Annotated in this window: 31 protein-coding genes; 1 reads left to right on the top strand and 30 read right to left on the bottom strand. The window is 69.1% G+C overall.

Annotated features, from left to right (window positions below):
* The first annotated feature begins 29 nt into the window (after positions 1 to 29).
* Complete coding sequence (locus RIN46_RS06585) at positions 30 to 233, top strand: hypothetical protein (protein WP_309080274.1); 204 nt, start codon at positions 30 to 32, stop codon at positions 231 to 233.
* Between the two features lie 308 nt (positions 234 to 541).
* On the opposite strand, the gene RIN46_RS06580 is transcribed toward RIN46_RS06585, so the two are convergent.
* From RIN46_RS06580 to RIN46_RS06435, 30 genes are all read right to left on the bottom strand, one after another.
* Positions 542 to 1,162 (bottom strand): hypothetical protein, encoded by a 621-nt coding sequence (locus RIN46_RS06580; protein ID WP_309080275.1) that lies wholly within the window; start codon positions 1,160 to 1,162, stop codon positions 542 to 544.
* A gap of 104 nt (positions 1,163 to 1,266) precedes the next feature.
* A complete protein-coding gene (locus tag RIN46_RS06575) occupies positions 1,267 to 1,782 on the bottom strand; it encodes a hypothetical protein (RefSeq protein ID WP_309080276.1) in 516 nt (171 codons plus the stop codon).
* Positions 1,783 to 1,784: 2 nt separating this feature from the next.
* Positions 1,785 to 1,961: a hypothetical protein gene (locus RIN46_RS06570; RefSeq protein WP_309080277.1), complete on the bottom strand. Its 177-nt coding sequence runs from the start codon at positions 1,959 to 1,961 to the stop codon at positions 1,785 to 1,787.
* A 9-nt stretch (positions 1,962 to 1,970) separates the two neighbouring features.
* Positions 1,971 to 2,396 carry a hypothetical protein gene (locus RIN46_RS06565; protein ID WP_309080278.1) on the bottom strand — a complete coding sequence of 142 codons (426 nt, stop codon included), beginning with the start codon at positions 2,394 to 2,396 and terminating at the stop codon, positions 1,971 to 1,973.
* Positions 2,393 to 2,788 carry a hypothetical protein gene (locus tag RIN46_RS06560; protein ID WP_309080279.1) on the bottom strand — a complete coding sequence of 132 codons (396 nt, stop codon included), beginning with the start codon at positions 2,786 to 2,788 and terminating at the stop codon, positions 2,393 to 2,395. Before RIN46_RS06560 ends, RIN46_RS06565 begins: the two co-directional genes overlap by 4 nt.
* Positions 2,785 to 3,222 (bottom strand): DUF6093 family protein, encoded by a 438-nt coding sequence (locus tag RIN46_RS06555; RefSeq protein WP_309080280.1) that lies wholly within the window; start codon positions 3,220 to 3,222, stop codon positions 2,785 to 2,787. Before RIN46_RS06555 ends, RIN46_RS06560 begins: the two co-directional genes overlap by 4 nt.
* Complete coding sequence (locus tag RIN46_RS06550) at positions 3,219 to 3,611, bottom strand: hypothetical protein (protein ID WP_309080281.1); 393 nt, start codon at positions 3,609 to 3,611, stop codon at positions 3,219 to 3,221. The genes RIN46_RS06555 and RIN46_RS06550 overlap by 4 nt, the downstream gene beginning before the upstream one ends.
* Positions 3,612 to 3,638: 27 nt before the next feature.
* Positions 3,639 to 3,962 (bottom strand): hypothetical protein, encoded by a 324-nt coding sequence (locus RIN46_RS06545; RefSeq protein WP_309080282.1) that lies wholly within the window; start codon positions 3,960 to 3,962, stop codon positions 3,639 to 3,641.
* Between the two features lie 19 nt (positions 3,963 to 3,981).
* Positions 3,982 to 4,926, bottom strand: coding sequence for a major capsid protein (locus RIN46_RS06540; RefSeq protein ID WP_309080283.1), 945 nt, complete (start codon positions 4,924 to 4,926; stop codon positions 3,982 to 3,984).
* Between the two features lie 56 nt (positions 4,927 to 4,982).
* Positions 4,983 to 5,702 (bottom strand): hypothetical protein, encoded by a 720-nt coding sequence (locus RIN46_RS06535; protein WP_309080284.1) that lies wholly within the window; start codon positions 5,700 to 5,702, stop codon positions 4,983 to 4,985.
* A 62-nt stretch (positions 5,703 to 5,764) separates the two neighbouring features.
* A complete protein-coding gene (locus RIN46_RS06530) occupies positions 5,765 to 7,084 on the bottom strand; it encodes a hypothetical protein (protein WP_309080285.1) in 1,320 nt (439 codons plus the stop codon).
* A 2-nt stretch (positions 7,085 to 7,086) separates the two neighbouring features.
* Positions 7,087 to 8,547 carry a phage portal protein gene (locus RIN46_RS06525; protein ID WP_309080286.1) on the bottom strand — a complete coding sequence of 487 codons (1,461 nt, stop codon included), beginning with the start codon at positions 8,545 to 8,547 and terminating at the stop codon, positions 7,087 to 7,089.
* A gap of 8 nt (positions 8,548 to 8,555) precedes the next feature.
* Positions 8,556 to 9,146 carry a terminase gene (locus RIN46_RS06520; protein WP_309080287.1) on the bottom strand — a complete coding sequence of 197 codons (591 nt, stop codon included), beginning with the start codon at positions 9,144 to 9,146 and terminating at the stop codon, positions 8,556 to 8,558.
* 8 nt (positions 9,147 to 9,154) lie between these two features.
* Positions 9,155 to 10,207, bottom strand: coding sequence for a terminase (locus RIN46_RS06515; protein ID WP_309080288.1), 1,053 nt, complete (start codon positions 10,205 to 10,207; stop codon positions 9,155 to 9,157).
* Positions 10,191 to 10,727 (bottom strand): hypothetical protein, encoded by a 537-nt coding sequence (locus RIN46_RS06510; protein WP_309080289.1) that lies wholly within the window; start codon positions 10,725 to 10,727, stop codon positions 10,191 to 10,193. The genes RIN46_RS06515 and RIN46_RS06510 overlap by 17 nt, the downstream gene beginning before the upstream one ends.
* A gap of 232 nt (positions 10,728 to 10,959) precedes the next feature.
* Positions 10,960 to 11,364 carry a hypothetical protein gene (locus RIN46_RS06505; RefSeq protein WP_309080290.1) on the bottom strand — a complete coding sequence of 135 codons (405 nt, stop codon included), beginning with the start codon at positions 11,362 to 11,364 and terminating at the stop codon, positions 10,960 to 10,962.
* Between the two features lie 101 nt (positions 11,365 to 11,465).
* Positions 11,466 to 12,137, bottom strand: coding sequence for a hypothetical protein (locus tag RIN46_RS06500; protein ID WP_309080291.1), 672 nt, complete (start codon positions 12,135 to 12,137; stop codon positions 11,466 to 11,468).
* 83 nt (positions 12,138 to 12,220) lie between these two features.
* The gene (locus RIN46_RS06495; protein WP_309109443.1) at positions 12,221 to 12,556 is read right to left on the bottom strand and encodes a VRR-NUC domain-containing protein; all 336 of its coding nucleotides are present in this window, start codon (positions 12,554 to 12,556) and stop codon (positions 12,221 to 12,223) included.
* Positions 12,557 to 12,560: 4 nt separating this feature from the next.
* Positions 12,561 to 13,658, bottom strand: a complete 1,098-nt coding sequence (locus RIN46_RS06490; RefSeq protein ID WP_309080293.1) for a hypothetical protein — start codon at positions 13,656 to 13,658, stop codon at positions 12,561 to 12,563.
* A gap of 3 nt (positions 13,659 to 13,661) precedes the next feature.
* Positions 13,662 to 14,381, bottom strand: a complete 720-nt coding sequence (locus RIN46_RS06485) for a hypothetical protein (RefSeq protein ID WP_309080294.1) — start codon at positions 14,379 to 14,381, stop codon at positions 13,662 to 13,664.
* A gap of 133 nt (positions 14,382 to 14,514) precedes the next feature.
* Complete coding sequence (locus tag RIN46_RS06480; protein WP_309080295.1) at positions 14,515 to 14,814, bottom strand: hypothetical protein; 300 nt, start codon at positions 14,812 to 14,814, stop codon at positions 14,515 to 14,517.
* Positions 14,815 to 14,816: 2 nt separating this feature from the next.
* Positions 14,817 to 15,302, bottom strand: a complete 486-nt coding sequence (locus tag RIN46_RS06475; RefSeq protein ID WP_309080296.1) for an ead/Ea22-like family protein — start codon at positions 15,300 to 15,302, stop codon at positions 14,817 to 14,819.
* A gap of 115 nt (positions 15,303 to 15,417) precedes the next feature.
* On the bottom strand, positions 15,418 to 15,909 hold the full coding sequence (locus RIN46_RS06470) for a hypothetical protein (RefSeq protein ID WP_309080297.1): 492 nt from the start codon (positions 15,907 to 15,909) through the stop codon (positions 15,418 to 15,420).
* A complete protein-coding gene (locus tag RIN46_RS06465; protein ID WP_309080298.1) occupies positions 15,906 to 16,106 on the bottom strand; it encodes a hypothetical protein in 201 nt (66 codons plus the stop codon). Before RIN46_RS06465 ends, RIN46_RS06470 begins: the two co-directional genes overlap by 4 nt.
* Positions 16,103 to 16,501 carry a hypothetical protein gene (locus RIN46_RS06460; RefSeq protein WP_309080299.1) on the bottom strand — a complete coding sequence of 133 codons (399 nt, stop codon included), beginning with the start codon at positions 16,499 to 16,501 and terminating at the stop codon, positions 16,103 to 16,105. The genes RIN46_RS06465 and RIN46_RS06460 overlap by 4 nt, the downstream gene beginning before the upstream one ends.
* Entirely contained in the window at positions 16,494 to 16,676 is a 183-nt protein-coding gene (locus tag RIN46_RS06455) for a hypothetical protein (RefSeq protein ID WP_309080300.1), read from the bottom strand. Before RIN46_RS06455 ends, RIN46_RS06460 begins: the two co-directional genes overlap by 8 nt.
* Positions 16,669 to 16,824 carry a hypothetical protein gene (locus RIN46_RS06450; protein ID WP_309080301.1) on the bottom strand — a complete coding sequence of 52 codons (156 nt, stop codon included), beginning with the start codon at positions 16,822 to 16,824 and terminating at the stop codon, positions 16,669 to 16,671. The genes RIN46_RS06455 and RIN46_RS06450 overlap by 8 nt, the downstream gene beginning before the upstream one ends.
* On the bottom strand, positions 16,821 to 17,072 hold the full coding sequence (locus RIN46_RS06445; RefSeq protein ID WP_309080302.1) for a hypothetical protein: 252 nt from the start codon (positions 17,070 to 17,072) through the stop codon (positions 16,821 to 16,823). Before RIN46_RS06445 ends, RIN46_RS06450 begins: the two co-directional genes overlap by 4 nt.
* Positions 17,073 to 17,242: 170 nt before the next feature.
* Positions 17,243 to 17,545, bottom strand: coding sequence for a hypothetical protein (locus tag RIN46_RS06440; RefSeq protein WP_309080303.1), 303 nt, complete (start codon positions 17,543 to 17,545; stop codon positions 17,243 to 17,245).
* Positions 17,542 to 17,850 (bottom strand): hypothetical protein, encoded by a 309-nt coding sequence (locus RIN46_RS06435; RefSeq protein ID WP_309080304.1) that lies wholly within the window; start codon positions 17,848 to 17,850, stop codon positions 17,542 to 17,544. The genes RIN46_RS06440 and RIN46_RS06435 overlap by 4 nt, the downstream gene beginning before the upstream one ends.

Below are 17,850 nucleotides of genomic sequence, written 5' to 3'. Positions count from 1 at the left end.
AAAACGCGATGGTGTGCGAGAATCCGCACATGACAAGCGGGGGAACTCAGAAGAAGCCAGGAACAGCACTCATCAACGTCGGCATCGTCACGGCGTTCGTCGGACTGCTGATCGCGATCTACGCCCAGGTGCAGAACGGGGCATTCACCGTCCCGTGGATCCTGCTGATCGGACTGCTACTGGCCGGGATCGGCTTCGCCGTCCGCCTGCTGGCCGCCGCCGAGCGCAGGTAGCCGGTCCCCCGGGGCTCGGGTGTAGGTGCTGTAGAGGCGCTCCCCCGGCTCGGGCTTGTAGCCCTTCTCGCGGGTCTGCTGCTCCACGGCAGCGCAGGCGTGGCACTTCGTGGAACCGGCTTCGTACCAGCCCTCGTTGTCCCAGTGGTGGGCGATCGAGACGGGCTTCCCGCACGCACAGAGACCGTCCTTGTACTTCGTGTACGCGAGCGTGAGGAGCTGGTCCTTCTCGCCCCAGAAACCGTCGAGGCCCCCGAGCCAAGTGCTCGGGGGCCTCCGGTGTGCCTCCGCTGTCTCGAGGACGCTGATCAGGCCTCGTCTGGCTCCTTGCTGGTGCCAGAGGCATTGCGCAAAAAATCCGCGTTGACCTCGGGCACTGCGTTCTGGGCGAGGCGGTGCGCCTCCGCGATCTGCTGCAACTGGACCTCGCCGATCATCCGCGCGATCTTGCGGAGCTGGTCGGGAGTCCAGTGCACGTCGTAGCGCTTCCCGTCGGCCGCCTTGACACCGGCGATGGCGTGGCAAAGGACCCTTGCCCCGTGGTTCGCCTGCGCCAGGACTCGCTGCGGCGAGCCGGCGATCGAGGCGCCACACTCGGCCTGGTACAGCTCATTGAGGCTGTCCAACTTCTCCTTGGGGATGGCCCGGACGTAGATCGTCAGCCGGGAGTCGGCGAACTCCTGGAGCAGCTGCTCGTACCGGCGCAGGAGCTTCTGCCGGGGCGAGGCCTCCCCTATCGACTCCTCGCCGGCGTCCACGTCTTCGGCCTTATCGAGGTCCTCGACGCGGCGTTCGATCTCGGTCAACTCCGAGATGACGTCCGCGCGCTTGTACACGTCCACCGACTCCTCGGGCAGGGCGGCGTCGGTCAGCCAGTCGTCGATGCTGAACGACACTGGGTCCAGCTGTTCAGGGATCTGTTCGGTCATGGTGGCAGGCTCCATTTTCTTGAGGGGTAGTCAGGCTCGGGAGAGTGGAACCGTGCGGGCGCGGAGCCTGACCAACGCGCCCGCACGGGGTCTCTGGACTCGGGCTAGATGCCCGAGGCGACGACGATGTTCTCGTGCATGCGCTGCGGCATGAACGCGACGCGGCGCTTCACGTAGCCGGTGGCGTCGACCTTCGTCGCCGAGTCGGTCATGATCTCGCCGCCCAGGTAGATCTCGTCGGTCGCGGCCCACGGCTCACCGGAGTCCTTGGACGTCTCGCGGGCGTACCCCCAGAGCTGGGTGCCCTTCTCCTTGACGGCCTGGAACGCAGCGTCGTCACCAGCGGTGTCGGCTGCCCCGGTCTCGAGGAAGTACCGCCAGAACGTGGCGCCCAGGTCGTAGTTCGAGGCGCCCGGCGCCGAGGTGTTGCCCTCGTCGTCCAGCGCCGGCTCGGAGATGACCTCCGAAGCGGTGTTGGTCCACGCGAAATCCGACTTGAGGACCTTGTGCGAGGCGTCGATGCCGGCGTTGAGCTCGGTCTCCGTCGGCGCCGCCGGGTCAGCCGGCTTCGTGGTGAGGAGCGTGAACTTGGTCTTGCCATCGGCCAGTGTCTTCGGCATGGCTACTTCCCTTTCTTTCCAGCGCCGGCAGCTGTGTCTGCTGGCGCGTCTTCGGACTTTGCGGCGTCGTTCACCGGCGGCTTCGTGCGCCGGTAGCCGAACTGGTCGAGGTAGTGCTCGGGCACCTCACGGCGGACCCCGTTGGGGTCGTAGGCGAGGACGAATCCTTTGCGGGGCATGTCGATCTCCTAGAGTCGGGTCGCCGTGAGCGTGAACTCGTCCACGGCATAGAAGGGGTTGCGCCCGCCTACGTGGAGGTCGCGGTCGGGCTGGATCGGTAGCAGGGAACGGAGGTTGATGGGCCCGCACGCGTACCCGGCCACGGTCGGCTTCGCCCGGACCAGGGCCTCGTGCACGCCCTTGATGAGGTGGTCCAGAGAAGTGACGGACAGGGCTGCGTAGGTGAGCCGCATCTCCAGGCTCACCGCGTCCGGGTCGCCGCTCAGCGACGGATCGTCGAACGACTCACCGCTGAACTCGGTCGGAGCCGTCCCCCACACCACCGTGTAGGGGTAGTCCTCCCCGACCGGGGGGCTGGACAGCTCCGCGGTGAACAGCTGCGGGCTGGACTGGGCCGGGAGCAGCGCCACGACGGCGTCGTAGAACGCCTTCACAGCACTTTCCCGACGGCGGCGAGGACGGCCTCGACGACCTTGTCCGCTTCCGTCTCGGCGTGACGGATGGGATCAGGAACGGTCCCGCCGCCCCCGCGCGAACCGCCGAAGTACGCGATACCGGCGAGCGCCGCTGATCCTGCCCGGGCTGCGTCGGGTCCCACTTCGATGGCGTAGTTGCGGACGCCGAAAGCTGTGACCGCGCGAAGGTCGAAGGTGATGGAGCGGGCGACGGAGCGGAAGTGGCGGGAGGACCGCAGGTCGGCCTGCATCGCCTTCTTCATCTGGACTCCGGCGCGTTTCATGGCGGGGCTGACCTGTTCGAGGCCCTTCATGCCGACCTGGCCGAGGTCGCGCCGCAGGGCGGTGAGCTCGGAGACGTCGATGGTCATGCGATCACCCTCCTGGCCTTCCATCGTTGGGCGGTGACGAAGGTGCCGTCGGTGGGCTCGGTGAGCCGGTAGACGGTGCCCGGTAGGACGCCCCAGCGCCCGTCGGCGGGGGGCGGCGTGGTGATGGTGACGAGGTCGCCGGGCTGGAACATGTCCTTGCCGGTGGCCGGGTCCGGCAGTGGGAGCACGAGCTCCGGCTTGGAGACGGTGAAGGCGTGCTCGCCGCCGTCGTTGTCGTCGCTGACGAGTGCTGTCTGCGTCTTGACGCGGCAGCGGCCGAGGGACGGGACCGGCGTGGTCTCGGGGACGTCCTTCCACGTCTCCGGGTCCGTGACGGTGTTCCCTGTGAGCCGGGCGATCGTGCAGGACTCCCGCATGGACTCCAGGGCGGCCGCCTGCCCCTTGGCGATCGCGTCGGGGTTGTACGGCCTCATCCGTCGCCCCAGAGGGAGACGGAGTAGGCGCCGTACTCGGGGACGGTGGAGGCCGGCGTGACGAGGCCGAGTTCGTGGTCGTTGACGTACAGCTCGCCGGTGGAGATCGACGAGTCCAGCGTCTGGGACTCGGACCAGTCGTCGTAGGAGTTGCTGATCGTGCGGACGCTGTCGATGTTCTTCAGGACGCGGATGACCATGGAGACCATGGCCGACTTCACCGAGTCGACGGTGATGGTTCCCGCGGCGATGAGTCCCTCCAGGTCGGGTCGCTTGTCCAGCAGGCGCACCCACGCCTGTGTGGAGAGGCCCGGCACGATGCCGGCCTCCCGATCGGAGAGGGGGCGCCACACCCCGGTGATGTCCGGTGCCGTGATGCTGACGGGCATGGCGCCCTCCTCTCTGATCGCTGCGTGTCAGCTCTCGATCTCGGTCTTGCCGGTCTCGAGGTTGTGCTTGACCTTCACCTCGGTGCCGTCCGGGCGGACGGCGGTGTAGGTCTCGATCCGCTCCTTGCGGCGCGAGCGGGTCGACGCGGCCGGCTTGGGCGCCGGCTTGACCGCGTTCACCGTCCCGACCTTGCGTGCCTCCTCGTCCGGCTGCGGCGGGACCGACTGGGCGCGCTCGGTCGAGTCGGTCGTGTCGGCCGGCCCGTCCCCGGGCGCGGTGGTCGAGGGCTTGGTGACGTCGGAGTCGAGCGTCGTCTTCTCCGGCGTGGTCTTCTTCTGCGTGGTGGCCATGGGTGTTCTCCTTCCTGGCCTAGGCGTTCAGGACGCCGCGCAGGCGGGCCGCTGCACGGCCGCCGAACGTCGCGACGCCGCAGTAGAACTCGATGCGGGTACGGAAGGCTGGCTTCTCCTGGAGCTGGCCGAGGTCGTCGACCATGACGCCGCCGTTGGTCAGGCCCGTCACGGCCTGGTCGCCCTCGTCCTGGCCGAACTTCACGGCGTAGATCGAGGACGCGTCGGTCGCGGTGCCCTGCGTCTCGTTCTGCGCCAGGATGTCGGCCCCGGCGAGGTTCTGCTCCGGGTCGAGCACGGGGATCCCGTTGTAGGTGAGGACCCGCTTCTGGGTCAGGTCCTCCTTGATGAAGTCGGCACCGCCGAGCCGGCGCAGGGACGACTGCAGCTTCGCGATGATCTTCGAGTTGGCGTAGATCGCGCCGTTGGTGGAGTTGATGCCCGGCACGGCGCCGATCAGGCCGTCGAGGGCGTCCAGGAAGTCGTGCCCGGCGCCGAGCACGGGCATGCCGTTCGTGTCGGCGTCGATGACCTGGGCGCCAACGAGGCGCTTGCGGAGCCCGTCGAACCCCTTCGAGTCGACGGACACGTCACCGTTGAAGAACGTGTCCTGGAACTTGTAGGACGCGGCCTTGACCTTCATCGCCGTCTGCACGGCGCGCTGGTCGTTGATGTTGCCGCGGGTCTGCTGGATGAACCGGTCGACGTCGGCGTCGCCACCGAGGATCGACAGGGTCTCGGTCCGCTGGACCACGGTGCCCGTGGACTCCGTGTAGCCCTCGTTCACGGCACGGAACGCGACGTTCGGGAGGGTCGCCTCGGCGTTGTACGCGTAGGCGTTGCCCTGGATCGGCATGAGGGGAAGACGGTCGAGGAGCGGGGAGCTCTGCACGAACGTCTCGATGACGCCCCGCTGGAGCTCGTTCTGGGACAGCAGCGCTGCCTCAGCAAGGGTGACAGCCATGTCGGCTTTCCTTTCGTGGTGTTCGAATGACCCGAGGGCTGTTCCCTACGGGGTTGCTACTTCTTCGTTTCGTACGCCGTGCGGATCCGGCTGAGTCCGGGTTGCACGTTGACCTGGCCCGCGTCGCCGGCACCGGCGCCGGGGACGACGCCGTTGCCCTTGGACGAGCCCCACTTGCGGATCCACTCGTCCGCGTCAGCGCCGAGGGCTTCCTCGGTGTCGCCGCGGAGTCGCTCCGCCGCTTCGAGGTCGAGCCCCTTCTTCGCCGCGACCCGGTAGGCGAGGAGGGTCCGCGCCTGCTCGGAGATCGTGGCGTCCTTCTGCTTGTCGCTGGAGCGGAGGTTCTCGAGCTCCTGTTCGCGCCGCTGCTCGTCCGTCTTGCCGGCGTCCTCCAGCTGCTTGATCCGCGCGTCGCGCGCGGCCAGGTCCTGCTGGAGCTGCTTCTTCGCCTGCCGCTCAGCGATCAGCGCCTTCTTGCCAGGCTCGTTGAGAGCCTCGTCGCCGTCGCCGTCGCCACCTGCGGGCGGCGCACCATCCCCGGCGCCGGCCGCGGGAGGCTGCTGGCCGCCAGCTCCACCCGCCGGGGGCTGCTGACCGCCCGCCGGGGGCGTGCCGCCGGCACCAGTGCCACCGGCGTTGCCGCCGTCGCCGCCAGTGCCCGCGCCTTCCTGCATCACGGCGTCGCCGAAGGTCTTGTGGTGGAAGGCCAGGAGCTTCGCGATCCCGCCCGGTGCGGTGATGTCGATGCCGTGGACGAGGTCCTTGGACTTGTGCATTTCGTTTCCCCTATCGCAGAGGTTGGGCCCAGGGCGTCGCGCCCCGCGGCTGGTCAGTTGGGTCAGCGGGTGAAGATCTGCCCGCCGCTGGCGAGCATCTTCCGGTAGTGGTTCTCCACTCCCGCTGCGATCTGCGGTGTCAGCGGGCCGGCCGAGGCGGCCTCCCGCGGTGACAGCGCAGGGTTTCCGAAGGGATTCACGCCCTGCTGGACGAGCTCCCATCGAGCCTTCGCGTCGAACAGCCGCCGCTCGGCGGCCGTCATGGTCGCCCGGACGGCCGGGTCGCGACCGTTGGCGATCGCGTCCTCGATCCGCTTCCGCGCGGCGCTGTAGGCGCCGCCGTGGCCGAGCTGCCCGTATCCCTGGCGCTGGCCCACGATGGAGCCGAGCGGCTTCTGGCCGCCCGGGAGGATGTACCCGTACCGCTCAAGGTCCCGGAGGGCTGCCGCGCGGTCCCCACCGTTGAGCCGGTAGATCGCCTCCGGCGTCATGCGCCGGCCGCGGGTCCGCTGGGCCTCCGCCGAGCGCCCGAAAGCGCCCCGGCGGGTCGTTCCCTCGGTGGTCATCGCTCCGGCCCGCTGGCCGCGCCTGGTGCCGTCTGAGGAGATCCCCGCGTAGGAGAGGCCGCGCTGGGTGTTGACCACCTGGGAGACATCGGCGCCGTCGCGGATCGCCTGGGCGTTGGCTTTCCCGAACGCTTTGGCCTGCTCCGCCTCGCTGAGCGATTCGAAGTAGGCGTAGGGGTCGGTCCGCCGATCGCCGGCGGTATCCTCACGGGCCGGGATGTGCCGGCAATCGCACTTCGGGTGCCGCAGGAAGCCCTCGTTCCACCGGTAGACCCGGCCGGCGAGGACCACGCATCTCGGGCACGACGGCGGCTCGAGCATCCGTACGAAGTAGACGTTCCGCCGCGCCGTCACGTCGACGCCGGCGGCGACCCGCCCCGTGTCGGAGACGACGGTCTGGACGATGCGGTCCAGCCGCCTGGCCCCGAACCGCAAGGCGGCCGCCTCGGCGACGCCCGCCCCGATCGCCGTCTTCACCTGCGTCACCGGCGAGCGCATGAGCTCGTCGAGCGAGCGCCCGTCGGGGGCCGTGCCGGCGAAGCCTCGGGGGTCGACGAATGCTTGCGGGGGCTCGTAGAAGCCCTGCTCGGCGATCGTGGAGGCTCCGTAGGCGGCGCCGGCCGTCGCGGCCCGTAGCTGGAGCGCTGTCATCCCAGTGATGAGCGTCGGGGCGACGGCGGTCCAGCTGGCGTCCAGGTCCGCGAGTGCGAGGCCGCGCCAGGCGTGCCGGCCGAGGCGGAGCGCCAGCAGGCTCAGTGCCCGCATGCCGTGGTCGTAGGTGGCGGCCGCTGCCGGGTACTCGGGTACGGCCGGCACGTCTACACCTCCGCTCCGGCGAGCTTGCCGGCCATCTCGTGCAGGGCTTCGTCATCGGCGCGCCGGTCCGCGTCCGAGTTGTTGACCCACTCCTCGACCTTCGGCGGCGTCGACCCGGGCAGCATGGCCCAGGCGTCCTTGCGGGACATGCCGGTGGTGATGAGCTTCTGGATCGCGTCGACGATCTGGGCGAAGCTGCGCGGCTCGGTGTCGGCCCAGATGACCTCGGAACTGTTGTCCTCGTGGTTCTCGCCGCGGGCCCGGTTGGCCAGGCGCATGACGTCCTCGAGCGACTCCCCTGCTGCCCGCTTCAGATCCTTCACCAGTGACTGCAGCGTGGACTCCGCGCCGGCGAGCGCATCGCCGGAGAGGTTGGCCATGCGGGAGAGCATGTACTGGGGAGGGATCTGGCCGGTGGCGAAGAAGTCGGTGAGGAACTCCTGGAGCACCTTGATGTAGTTGTCCAGGTTCGACTCGGGCAGGTCGTAGACCTTCGTCGCCTCGCCCGGGAAGACCAGGGCGCGGTCGACGCCGAAGCGTCCCGGCGAGCGGGTCAGCGGGATCTGCAGCCCGTTGCCGTCGAGGATGGGCTTGCCGTCGTCGTCCACCTTGACCATGGCGTTGCCCTTGCCGTCGCGGACGACGGGGTCGTAGGCGGTGATGATCCGCTGCCGGTAGGCCGAGAACTGCATTGCCAGGAGCGTGTTGAAGCGGATGGTGTTGATCGCGTCCTGCTGCGGCATCAGGGCCTCGACGGCCGAGCGGGGTTTGCCGTTGCTGTCGGTGTTGTAGTCGAACGCGACGAACGGCAGCGCCCCGAGCCCGTGGTCTCCCTGCCCCTCGAGCTCCCAGGAGCCGCCGAAGCCGTTGTCGGTGGCCACGAAGTGCGCCCACGAGGTGTCGTCGTAGACGTAGGCGTGCTTCGTCTTCGTGCCCAGAGTGACGCCGCTCGGCAGGGCAAGGGACGTCTGCCGGCGCTCGGCAACCGTGACGATCTTGACCGCCCAGGTGTGCGTGAACGGGTCCTCCGGGCTGCTGCCGATCCACACCCGACGGGCGTTCTCCGGACGGATCTTCGGACGGTCCGGCCGCGCCGGGTCCTTGGTCACCGACATGACGCCGCGGCCGTGGGCGTACATATCGCGGAAAACGATGCCCTGGCGTGAGTCGAGCTTGTTGGGCTGCCAGATCTCCTGCCAGGCGGTCTTGTCGGCCTCCGGGTCACGCCCGGTGCGAAAGCCATCGACCTGGAGTCGCTGCGTCGGAGCGAAGACGGCGATCGCCATCCAGTTGGCGATCGACATCTCGCGGAGCTGCTGGTACTCAGCGTTTACGCCCTCCGGTGCGTAGGGCAGATCCTGCTCACCGTTGATGTAGTTCTCGACGCGGTCCCAGCGCTTCTGCTGGTCGGACAGTTCCTGCTCCCCGGTGCGGAGGTACTCGCGGGCCTGTGCGACGTCCACTGTGCCTCCTAGTTGAATCCGTATGCGGCGGTCGAGATGCCCTTCGGGGCCTGGTACGCCGTGGACCACCCGGCCGCCCGGGCGTCGCAGGCTGCCTCATGGGCCAGCACCGACGTCACTGCGGCATCGATCTTCTGGTGCTCGGACGGTTTGAGGACGATGTACTTCTGCCCGGTGCGGGCGAACATCTTGGCGTTGGAGACGTGCAGCGCCGTCACGGCGCAGTCGTCGTGCGTCAGCGAGCCGGAGTTGAGATCGACGATGAAACGCTCCAGGGCGGCATGCATCGGCTTGAGCCGGTACGTCTCCCACTGGATGACGCGCTCCTCGCCGTACTTGAGCGCCCAGCCCTCGACCTCGGTCTTCCACAGCGGCGGATCGCAGTACATGCGCTCCACGTCGTGGACCTCGAAGAGCTCCTCGACAGCGGCGTCTACCTCGGCCCGCGGGATCCGGCCGCCGTACTCGGCCGGATCCCAGATCGTGGGCCGCTTGTCCGGACCGTAGGTCGGGGTGAACTGCCAGCCGCCGACCGTCTCCGCCCGGATGCAGGTGAAGTCGTTCTTGTCCGAGCCGTCGAATCCAAGGCAGATCCTCACGACTCCTCCTAGGCGTCCTCGGGCATCGACTCGGTCGCCGCCCACAGATCGTCGGGCATCCACGCGCCCTTGCCCTGGACCAGGATGTTCCCGTAGAAGCGCTCGGCTTCCTGCGGGTCCTTCTCCATCAGCTCGACGGCTTCCGCCTCGACGGCGTCCAGGTCGACCCACGGCGAGCCGGCATAGACGAATTCGAGGATCTTGCGCCGATCAGCGCTGCTCTTGAACTTCAGGTGCTCCGGCGGGCGCCGGTAGAACCGGAAGATGTCATGGGCGCGGCTCTCGGCTGTCTCCTGAGCCGTCGAGTTCATGGACGGGTCGTAGACGTTCGTCGTCTCGATCGAGCGGCCACCGATGCCGGCCAGGCCTCGGCGGGCGGTGCGGCCGACGCCCTTGAGCTTGTTCGACTCCGTCCACGTCCCGGTCTCGTCGAAGCCGCCGAAGGTGATCGGCGCGCCCAGGCGGGACAGCGCCGAGGACGTGACCGCCTCGATCTTCCCGTCCGTGCCGATCCGCGAGAACTCCTCGCCGACCCGGATGCTGTCGGAGAGCGGGCCGAGCCGGACCATCTCCTTCAGCGGGCCGTAGGTGTTGTCGACCTGCTCGAACGAGGAGGCGAAGAGCTGGATGTGCGGCGTCGGCCACGGCATCCCCTTGGGCTCGCCCTCGCGGTACTCGTAGACGAACCCGCAGTCGCACTGCCAGTCGCTGCACTCGTACGCCTCTCCGTCGTGAGCCCACCCGGCGAAGAGCGCCGGGCCGCGCGCCTCGTTGAGCGTGACGCCGGCGAGCCACGGCCCCTTGCCCGTCTTCTGCGGAGCGATGACCTGCGAACGGCGATTGTGGAACGCCGGCGCGAGGATCGGCCGCTCCGGGACCCACCTAGCCCGCCTCTTCACCTGGTAGTGGTTGACCGTGCACCACAGCTGCCAGTCGCTCTGCACGAACGGCTGGCCGCGCTGGAACCCGGTCGGGACGGGGCAGTGAGCCTCGATCCAGTCCGCAGCCAGGAACCCGAGGGTCGGGAAGTCTACGACGTACTGCTCAACCGCCGGTGCCATCGGGCACCACACTGAAACGATCACGCGAGGACGGCCGGCGAGCGCCGGCTGTCTGCTTGCTGTTCTCCTCGCGGCGTGCGCCGAGCTCGTCGGCGGCGATCTTCCACCGGTTGCGGAGCATCGCGGTCTGGTTCAGGCCGAGCCGGTCGGACCACTGGCGGGCCTCGCCTGCGGCTTTGAGGTTGCCGCGCTCGCCCTGGACGAGCAGTCGCACGTACAGGGCGACGTCGTGGCGCCAGCCGAGACGGTCCCAGGCGGTCGCCTGCGGGGTCTTCCAGATCTCGCGCCAGATCTCCAGCTCCCGCTTGTCGAGCGTTCGAGCGCCGGCGTCGTTGCGCTCCTCGACGGGGCGGGCTTTCTCCAGCTCCCGCCACTTCTCCAGGGGCCAGCCCGGTGCGTTGCCCGGGCGGCCCTTCGACGGCAGGAGCGTCCACTGCTGCTGGTCGTCCTTGCGCTCACGGCGCAGCGCGTTCGGGTCGCGCGCTGGCCCGCTGTTTACCCTGGCACCGCCTCGGGGCATCGAATCCACCTGCTTTCACGGCCGCATCGCGCGGCGACTCGGGGCCGGCGTCGCACCGGCTCCAGGCTGTGTGGCAGCCCCGCTTCAAGGGCCGAAAGAGTTTCAACACAACGGGCCCATAAAGGGGGACTCCGAGGGTCACCCTCAAATTTTCCCGGCCAGAATATTGAACCTGACTAGGCGCTTTAGAATTCTCTGAACCTGACAGAACAGACAGAGAGCTCCCCGGCGGTCAGTCGGGCGAGGGCCGGCCGGGGGTGCCCCCCACCCCCTCGGCTCGGGCGCGGACGGCGCCGTCGCGGCGGCCGTCGGCCCGGTCGAAGACGGCGTGAGCGGCACGGCCGGCGGCACCGAGGTTGCATCGGACGTGCTCGGGGCCGGACCAGGCGCGGCGGTCGTTGGTGTGGCCGAGGTGGAACGGCTCGCCGGGCTCGAACTGCTCGCCGCACTTGGCGCAGCGGTAGTTCTCGATGCCGCGGCGCTCGATGTCGCGGCGCTGGCGCTGGTGCTTGGCGCCGTAGTCGCGGGCAGCGGTCCGGCCTCGGGCTCGGGACTGCTCTCGCTCGTGCTCGGCGCACCGACTGTTGGGCGAGAGGACCGGGCAACCAGGCTCGGCGCACACTCGGAGTCGGGGCACGGCCACTACCTCCGGACATGACAAAGGCCCCGCAGAGATTAGATCTGCGGGGCCCTCCAACCGACCTGGTTTTGGATACACGTCGGGCTATTGGCTACAGCTTAGGGCCTGATCCCCGCGACCGCAAACCCCTCCGGATTCACCACCGCCGCCAGGTCGTTGATGGACTCCGCCGGCCACTGCATACCGCACGCCCGGCAGGTGGCCAGGACTCCCGTCGACCCGACGGCGACAGCCAGGGCCGGCGTTCGCACCAGCTCGCCGCACTCCTCGACCATGGCCACCGTGTTGCTGCAGGCCGGGCACGCCGACCCACGGAGCTTCACGACCTTGGCCGGGTCGAGCAGCGACTCGATCTGGGTCACCCACTTGCTCAGGGTCCGCCACAGCTGCTGCCGCTTCGCCGGGTCCGGGCGCCACTGCTCCACCCAGATCCGCACCCGGTCCTCCAGCTGGGCATCGAGCCGGCCGCGCAGCTGCGCGCGGATCCGCTCGTCCAGCCACATCGTGTCCAGCGCTTCCCTATCGATGGCGATGAACAGGTCCACCGCCTCGACGCTGATCGTCGCCGGCGAGCCCGCGGTCCGCGAGCCTCCGCCGCCAGCCGATCCCATGCCCGGGTAGGCCGACTCCCGGAGGAGCGCGAGCAGCGGCTGCTCACGGTAGGTGTGCCACGCCTCCACCCCGTCGTTGTCCCGGTACATACCGCCCTCGATGGTCTCCCGGAGCAGCCTGCTCGCGAGTCTGTCCAGGTCCTGCTCAGTCTTCGGCATCCACTTCCCTCTCGCGATCGCATTGCTCGTCCAGCCACCGGCTGAAGCAGCCGTGGCACGTGCACGGCCCGGGGTACTTGCACTCAGGCACGGCGCGTCAGCTCCTCGGCGATCCGACCGGACACCCAGTCGCTCGGCCGCCACGTCCCCGCATCCACGCCGGCGGCCCGGAGCCCGGTCACCCACTGGACCTGATCGGGCGTCAGCTTGCCCTTCTCCCGCTTCAACTCCCGGAACAGCACGCGGCCGCGGACCGGGTCGACGAGCACCAGGTCCGGGAAGCCGGCGGCAGAGCGCCTCGAGTCGTGCGTGTGATAGCGGAGACCCCAGCCCGTGGCCTTCGCCAGCGCCAGCACCTCCTGCTGGAACTTCTCCTCAGACCAGCCGAGCACCACTTCCTGCAAAGGATTTGTCCTCACGGGGTCACCTTCTCTTCCTTGGTCTCTTCCTCGGATTGCCACGCTTCTTACCGGAGGGCGGGGGCTGGGAGCTGGCTCCCGTACCGCCCCTTCCCGTACCTGCCCGTCCCGTCCCGTCCCTACCCGTCCCGGGAATTCCGGATCCTGTAGGAAGGCGTTCTGCTGGATCTGCCTGATCCGGCAGATTCCCACTGGAAGCCGCACGTGGACCGCTGGCGGCCGCGCGCATGGCCGGGCGGGGAGTCGTGGACTCGACCCGTTCCGTCGCCTCTGCGGGGCGCTGAGGGCCGGTGGTGCCGTTGCCCTCGCTCTGAGGGCCGGAGCGTCCGTTGCCCTGGCTCGTCCGGCCGGTGGTGCCGTTGCCGGAGTGCTCTCCCGCTCTGAGCGTCTGCGCCGGAGGCTTGGGAGCCTTGTAGCCGTTGCGCTGCGCCCAGTCGTGGTTCGCGATCCATTCGATGGTGTTCGGGTGGAAGTAGGGCTTCGTAGGGACCGGCAGCAGCGGCAGACGGCTGTCCGCCGCGGGGTCGTCCTTGCGGGACGAGTTGCAGGCGCCACACGCGACGACGCTGTCCTCGACGGTCCGGGCGCCCTGGCCCGGCTGCCGGTGATCGTAGGTGCCCCGGAGCCGGCCCTTGCGGGCGGCCCAGTTGACGACGAGCCCGCAGTACCGGCAGGCGTCGCCGTCGCGTAGGCGCACGGGGATGACGAGTGCCGGGTCCTGGTTGTCTGCCTTGCGCTGGCGCTCCCACTCGATCTCCTCCTTCGTCCGCATGTGGATGAAGTCAGGGTCGTCGTCGACCAGCTTGTAGACGGTGCGGAGGCCCTGGCCGTCGTCCAGGTCGCGCTTCTCCTTCGTGAGGTAGCCGGCGTAGATGGCGACCTGGAGCAGCTTGTCGGCCCGGGACAGCCCGGCGATGGACAGGGCGGTGCCGCGGTTGATGACGTAGTCCGTCAGGTGCGCCGTCGACTGGGCGGCGCACCTGACCACGAAGCCGAAGGTCTCGTTGATCAGCCTGTCGTCGAAGTCCTCCTCGTCGAACTCAAGGACCGCGAGGACCGTCGGGTGATTGGCTGCCGTATCACCGATCCTCAGCCATGGCATGCCTCAGCCTCTCGTCGACGCGATCGCCGCGGCGAGCGCCGGGAGCCGATTCATCCAACCCTCGTGGGCGTCCTTCAGATCGGCCGCGAGTTCGCCGCCGGCCTCGACACGCATCGGCATGAGTGCTCCGATGAAGGACTCGCCGCAGCTGATCAGGATGCGGGAGCTGTCGCCCGTGGGCTCGATGACCAGCAGGTCGCCGTACGTCGTGGCCGCGGTCGCGAACTTCCGCAAGAGCATGCCGTTGGCCACGAGCCGGTCGGGTACCTGCTTCGCGTCGGTGAGGGACTCGGCGAAGAGCCGGGGGAGGTTCGGGAACGCGCCGTCGACCTCGCCCGTGGGCTGGGAGAAGCTCTCCCCCGGGAACAGTCCGCCGGTGTCCACAAAGGTCAGCTCGCTGTCCGAGACCGTGATCGTCATGGCCTCGCCCAGCTCGTCCTCGGGCTGCTTCTTGCTCGCCTTGAAGATCGCGAGAATTTTCTTCGCCGTCGACACGGTCAGGTCGAAGACGTCGTCGTCCGGGCTCCCCGAGATGTCGTCGGCGTCCCACACCGACACGGCGGCGAGACCGGCCGTGACGGTGTTCGTGGCCTGGACGTAGAGCATGTCGCCCGTCGCCGTGCACCGAAGCCGGTTGAGCTTCGTGTCAGGGTCCTCGTGGGCGTGCGGGATGACGGACGCGAGCGCCTGGCGCAGGTCCTTCGTGTTGACGGTGATGATCACGCCGCGCCTCCTTCCTTCTCATCGGCCATCGGCCGGGTTTCGTTCTCGTGTTGGGTCTCGCAGTCCCGGGCCAGCGAGCGGACCACGTAGACGCGGTGGCAGGTCTGGCACTGCCACGGGTCAGGCGGGGCGCTCACCCGTGCCGCCTCATGGCCGACTCGACCTGCCTGCAGCGCAGGAAGAACTCCCGGTCCAGCCAGTCACGGAACTGGATCGACGTCCGTCCGACCTTCATCCGCCAGCGCCGGAGCACGGTCAGCTCGACCCAGGGCGACGCGGCGTCGACGGCGGCTCGGCCGGCGAGCGCCAGCTCTGACTGGGTGGCGATGGGGAGGGTGGTCCAGTCGTGGCCGAGTTCGCGGGCGATGGCCTGGGCGGCGGCTTCGTTGGCTTCCTGGAGGTAGTGGTCTCTGTCGGTGATGCGCTTGGTCATGACTAGTGGTCCTCCTTGAGGCGGTGGCGAAGTTCCTCGGCCACCCGGATGCTGAGGCCGCTATCCGAGCGGGCTTGTTCTATGTCGGTGGCCAGCTCTTCCAAGCGCAGCACGTTGGCCTCGGCGGTATTGGCGCGGGCGTATGCCTCCTGGTGAGCCAGACGAAGCCGCCTTTCCTCGCGCTCGGCGGCGTTGGCGCAGCCCATGAAGTGACCGGCCTTCTCCTCGGATGCGTCCCGATCCCGCTCGGCGGTTGCGAGCCGGTCGAGGATCGCGAGGACGGTCGGCGGGTCGAACGCGGCCATGTGGGCGACGATCCGGAAGCAACCTTCGGGCGCTGTCACCCGGACCTCGTGGTCACCCACCTCGACCGCTGAGTACCCCGCGGCGTTCCGATTCCTGCCGGGCACGGAGTACGCCTCCCAGTCGCTTTGTGGCGCCGCCACCGCGATCTTCCGCAGCGCGTCCAGGTCCAGGTCCTCGCTCATGACTTCCTCTCGATTCCGCATCGGGTGCACGCCAGGACTTCCAGGTCCGGGTGCCAGTTCGTGCCGACGAATCTCCACCGGTAGCGGTGGATGCCGATCCGACACAGGGCCCCGCTCACTGGGCATCACCCCGGCGGTCGATGGCCTCGGCCCACTGGGTCGCGACGGCAGCGACTTGGATCAGCTCGGTGCGGAGCTTTGCCGGATCGGACTCGGCGAGGGCCTCGAATACCTCCTCGAGGAGGATGTGCCGCCAGGTAACCACTCCGCGCTCGGCCGCAGTGTCTGTGGCGAGAGTGGCCGAGTCGGCAAGCCAGTCTGCCGTCACGCCGGAGGCCGCCATCGCGGCGAGCGGTTTCGAACTCGACCCGGTGCCGTCGGGGTGGTTCTGCTCGCCCCACTTGGCATCCTGACGCAGCCGTTCGGCGTGGACGTCGCCAAGGGCGGGCGCCGGGTGCAGGTGCGCCCACGCGGCGGTGAGGGCGGCGCGGGACTCTTCGGTCCATGTGTCCGGAGCATCGACCGCGCCATAGGACACGGCTACGGCGTTGATCGCTCGCGCCCCCGCATCGACCAGCTCGTCGGGGATCTTAGGTGTAGTGGTCATGACTTCTCCTCGTATCTGACGTGGACCTGGTCGCCGTGCTCCTCGTACCAGAGCTCCAACGTCTCGTCGCGGCTGGTGAACGGGCGGCGGCGGTCCCGCAGCTGCTTTTTGCGGAACTTGTAGCCCGCCTCGGGAGTCGCGGCCGGGTCGTGGTTGGTGGTGGTCCTCGTCGTGGAGACGACTGCCCGGTAGGTCATGCCGCCTCCTCGGCCGGTGCGGCCTCGGCGGCGTGGCACGAGCAGTCGCACGGGACGACGTCGTCGGCATCCGGGTCGAAGGCGCGGCCGTCGCAGGCCCGGTGCTTGTCGACCAGGCAGTCCGGGCCCCGGTGGATGGTGTGCGGCGCCAGGCGGCCGTCGACGACCGCGACACGGACGGGCACGTCCTCCGGCCAGGCCTCCGGGTCGATGCCCTGGTCCAGGGCGAGGCTGTGGGGGCAGTCCCGCAGATCCGCGTGCGTGGCCAGGCACTCGCGCGAGTGCAGGATGTACACCCGCTGCTCGGCCGACACGGCCCGCGCGAAGTGGGCCTCCGGCGAGCGCGGCATCCGGACGATGCTCTCGATCTCGTGGGCCGGGACGTGGTCACTCATGGCTGCCTTTCCGAGTCGGGGTGATGACCTCGAGGAGGCCGGCGATCAGGTTGCGGAGGGCGGTCGCGGTCCTGTCGCCTGCCGCGCCGAGGCTCTCCTCGTAGTCGGCTTGGGCTTCGTCCCAGCCAGCCGTGTAGCCGGCCTCGTAGCCCCGGCCGTAGCCCGTGTCAGCCATTGCGAGTCGCCTTCTTCCGGGGCTTGTTGGATGCCCGGCCGATCACGGCCAGGACGAGGATGGTCAGGAGGGACAGCGGAGCGATCACCGCGAGGGCACCGACGGCCAGGACGATCAGGACCGCGCCGGCCAGTTCGATTCCGGTCACGGGGTCGCCCCGGCCGGCTTGCGGTCGAGCCAGGCGACGGCGATGCCCATCGCGCGGCTGACTTCGAGGCGGGACAGGAGCGCGTTGATCGCGTCCTGAGCCAGGATCGACCGGACCATGTCGAGCTCGGCCTGGGCGACGGCGTTGCGGCGGCCGGTGTGCTCGACCGGCGGGGCTGGGGCCAGGAGCTCGGCCCGGAGCCGGTCGAGCTTCTCCAGCGGCTCCTCGGGCTTGACGTGTCTTGCCATGTCGGTACCTGCTCTCGTGAGTGGGAAGGGTGGAATGCGGTTTCAGGGGCCCGCCCCGGATTCGAACCGAGCGCCGCCGTCGGACACTCGTTGGGGGGAATTTCGACGGTGGTGGCTTGCCTATGCGGGCCGGGGGCTCCCCGCCTCGGGGGAAGAACGGGGAGCCGGTCTCAGGTGGTCTCGGATTTGAGGGGGATCCAGCCGAGCCGGGGCGGCTCGGGGTCGGCGTGGCCACGGCACTCGGCCGTGGTGCGGTGGCAGGTCGTGCACCGGAAGGCCTCCTGGCAGTCCGGGCAGTAATGCTTGCCGTCGACGGCGAGCCAGCCGCCGTTGTGGACGGCGTCGTTCTCGGCCAGGGCCCGGGTGGACCAGCCGGCGATCTCGAGGAAGTCCATCGACCGGGCCGTGCACGGCTGCTCACCGGCCCGGCCGTCGCAGACGAGCCAGTAGTACGGCTCCTGCTGGAACGTCATGCCTTCCCCTCCCCCGGCTTGCGGACCTGCACCAGGGCGAGGACCGAGTACGTGCAGCCGCCGGCCTCCGGGTGGGTCCGTGCCCGGTGGTGGTCGTTGGTCCGGATGACCCGGAGCACCGGCCGCCCATCGATGACGACACCCAGTCGGCGGGCATGCTCCGGAAGCTCCAGGTTGGCCAGAGCACACAGGCCCTGGGCTTCCTCGTCGGTCGGCCTCACCCAGCCGTGCTCGCCGGTCACGGGCCACACGAACTCCATGAACGTGACGCCCTGCTGGCCGATCGGCTTCGTCTCCCGGCCCAT

The sequence above is a fragment of the Zhihengliuella sp. genome (assembly GCF_031178195.1).
Classification (GTDB): Bacteria; Actinomycetota; Actinomycetes; order Actinomycetales; family Micrococcaceae; genus Zhihengliuella.
Note: the sequence above shows the minus strand (reverse complement) of the source record. Positions and strands in the feature narration are given on the sequence as shown.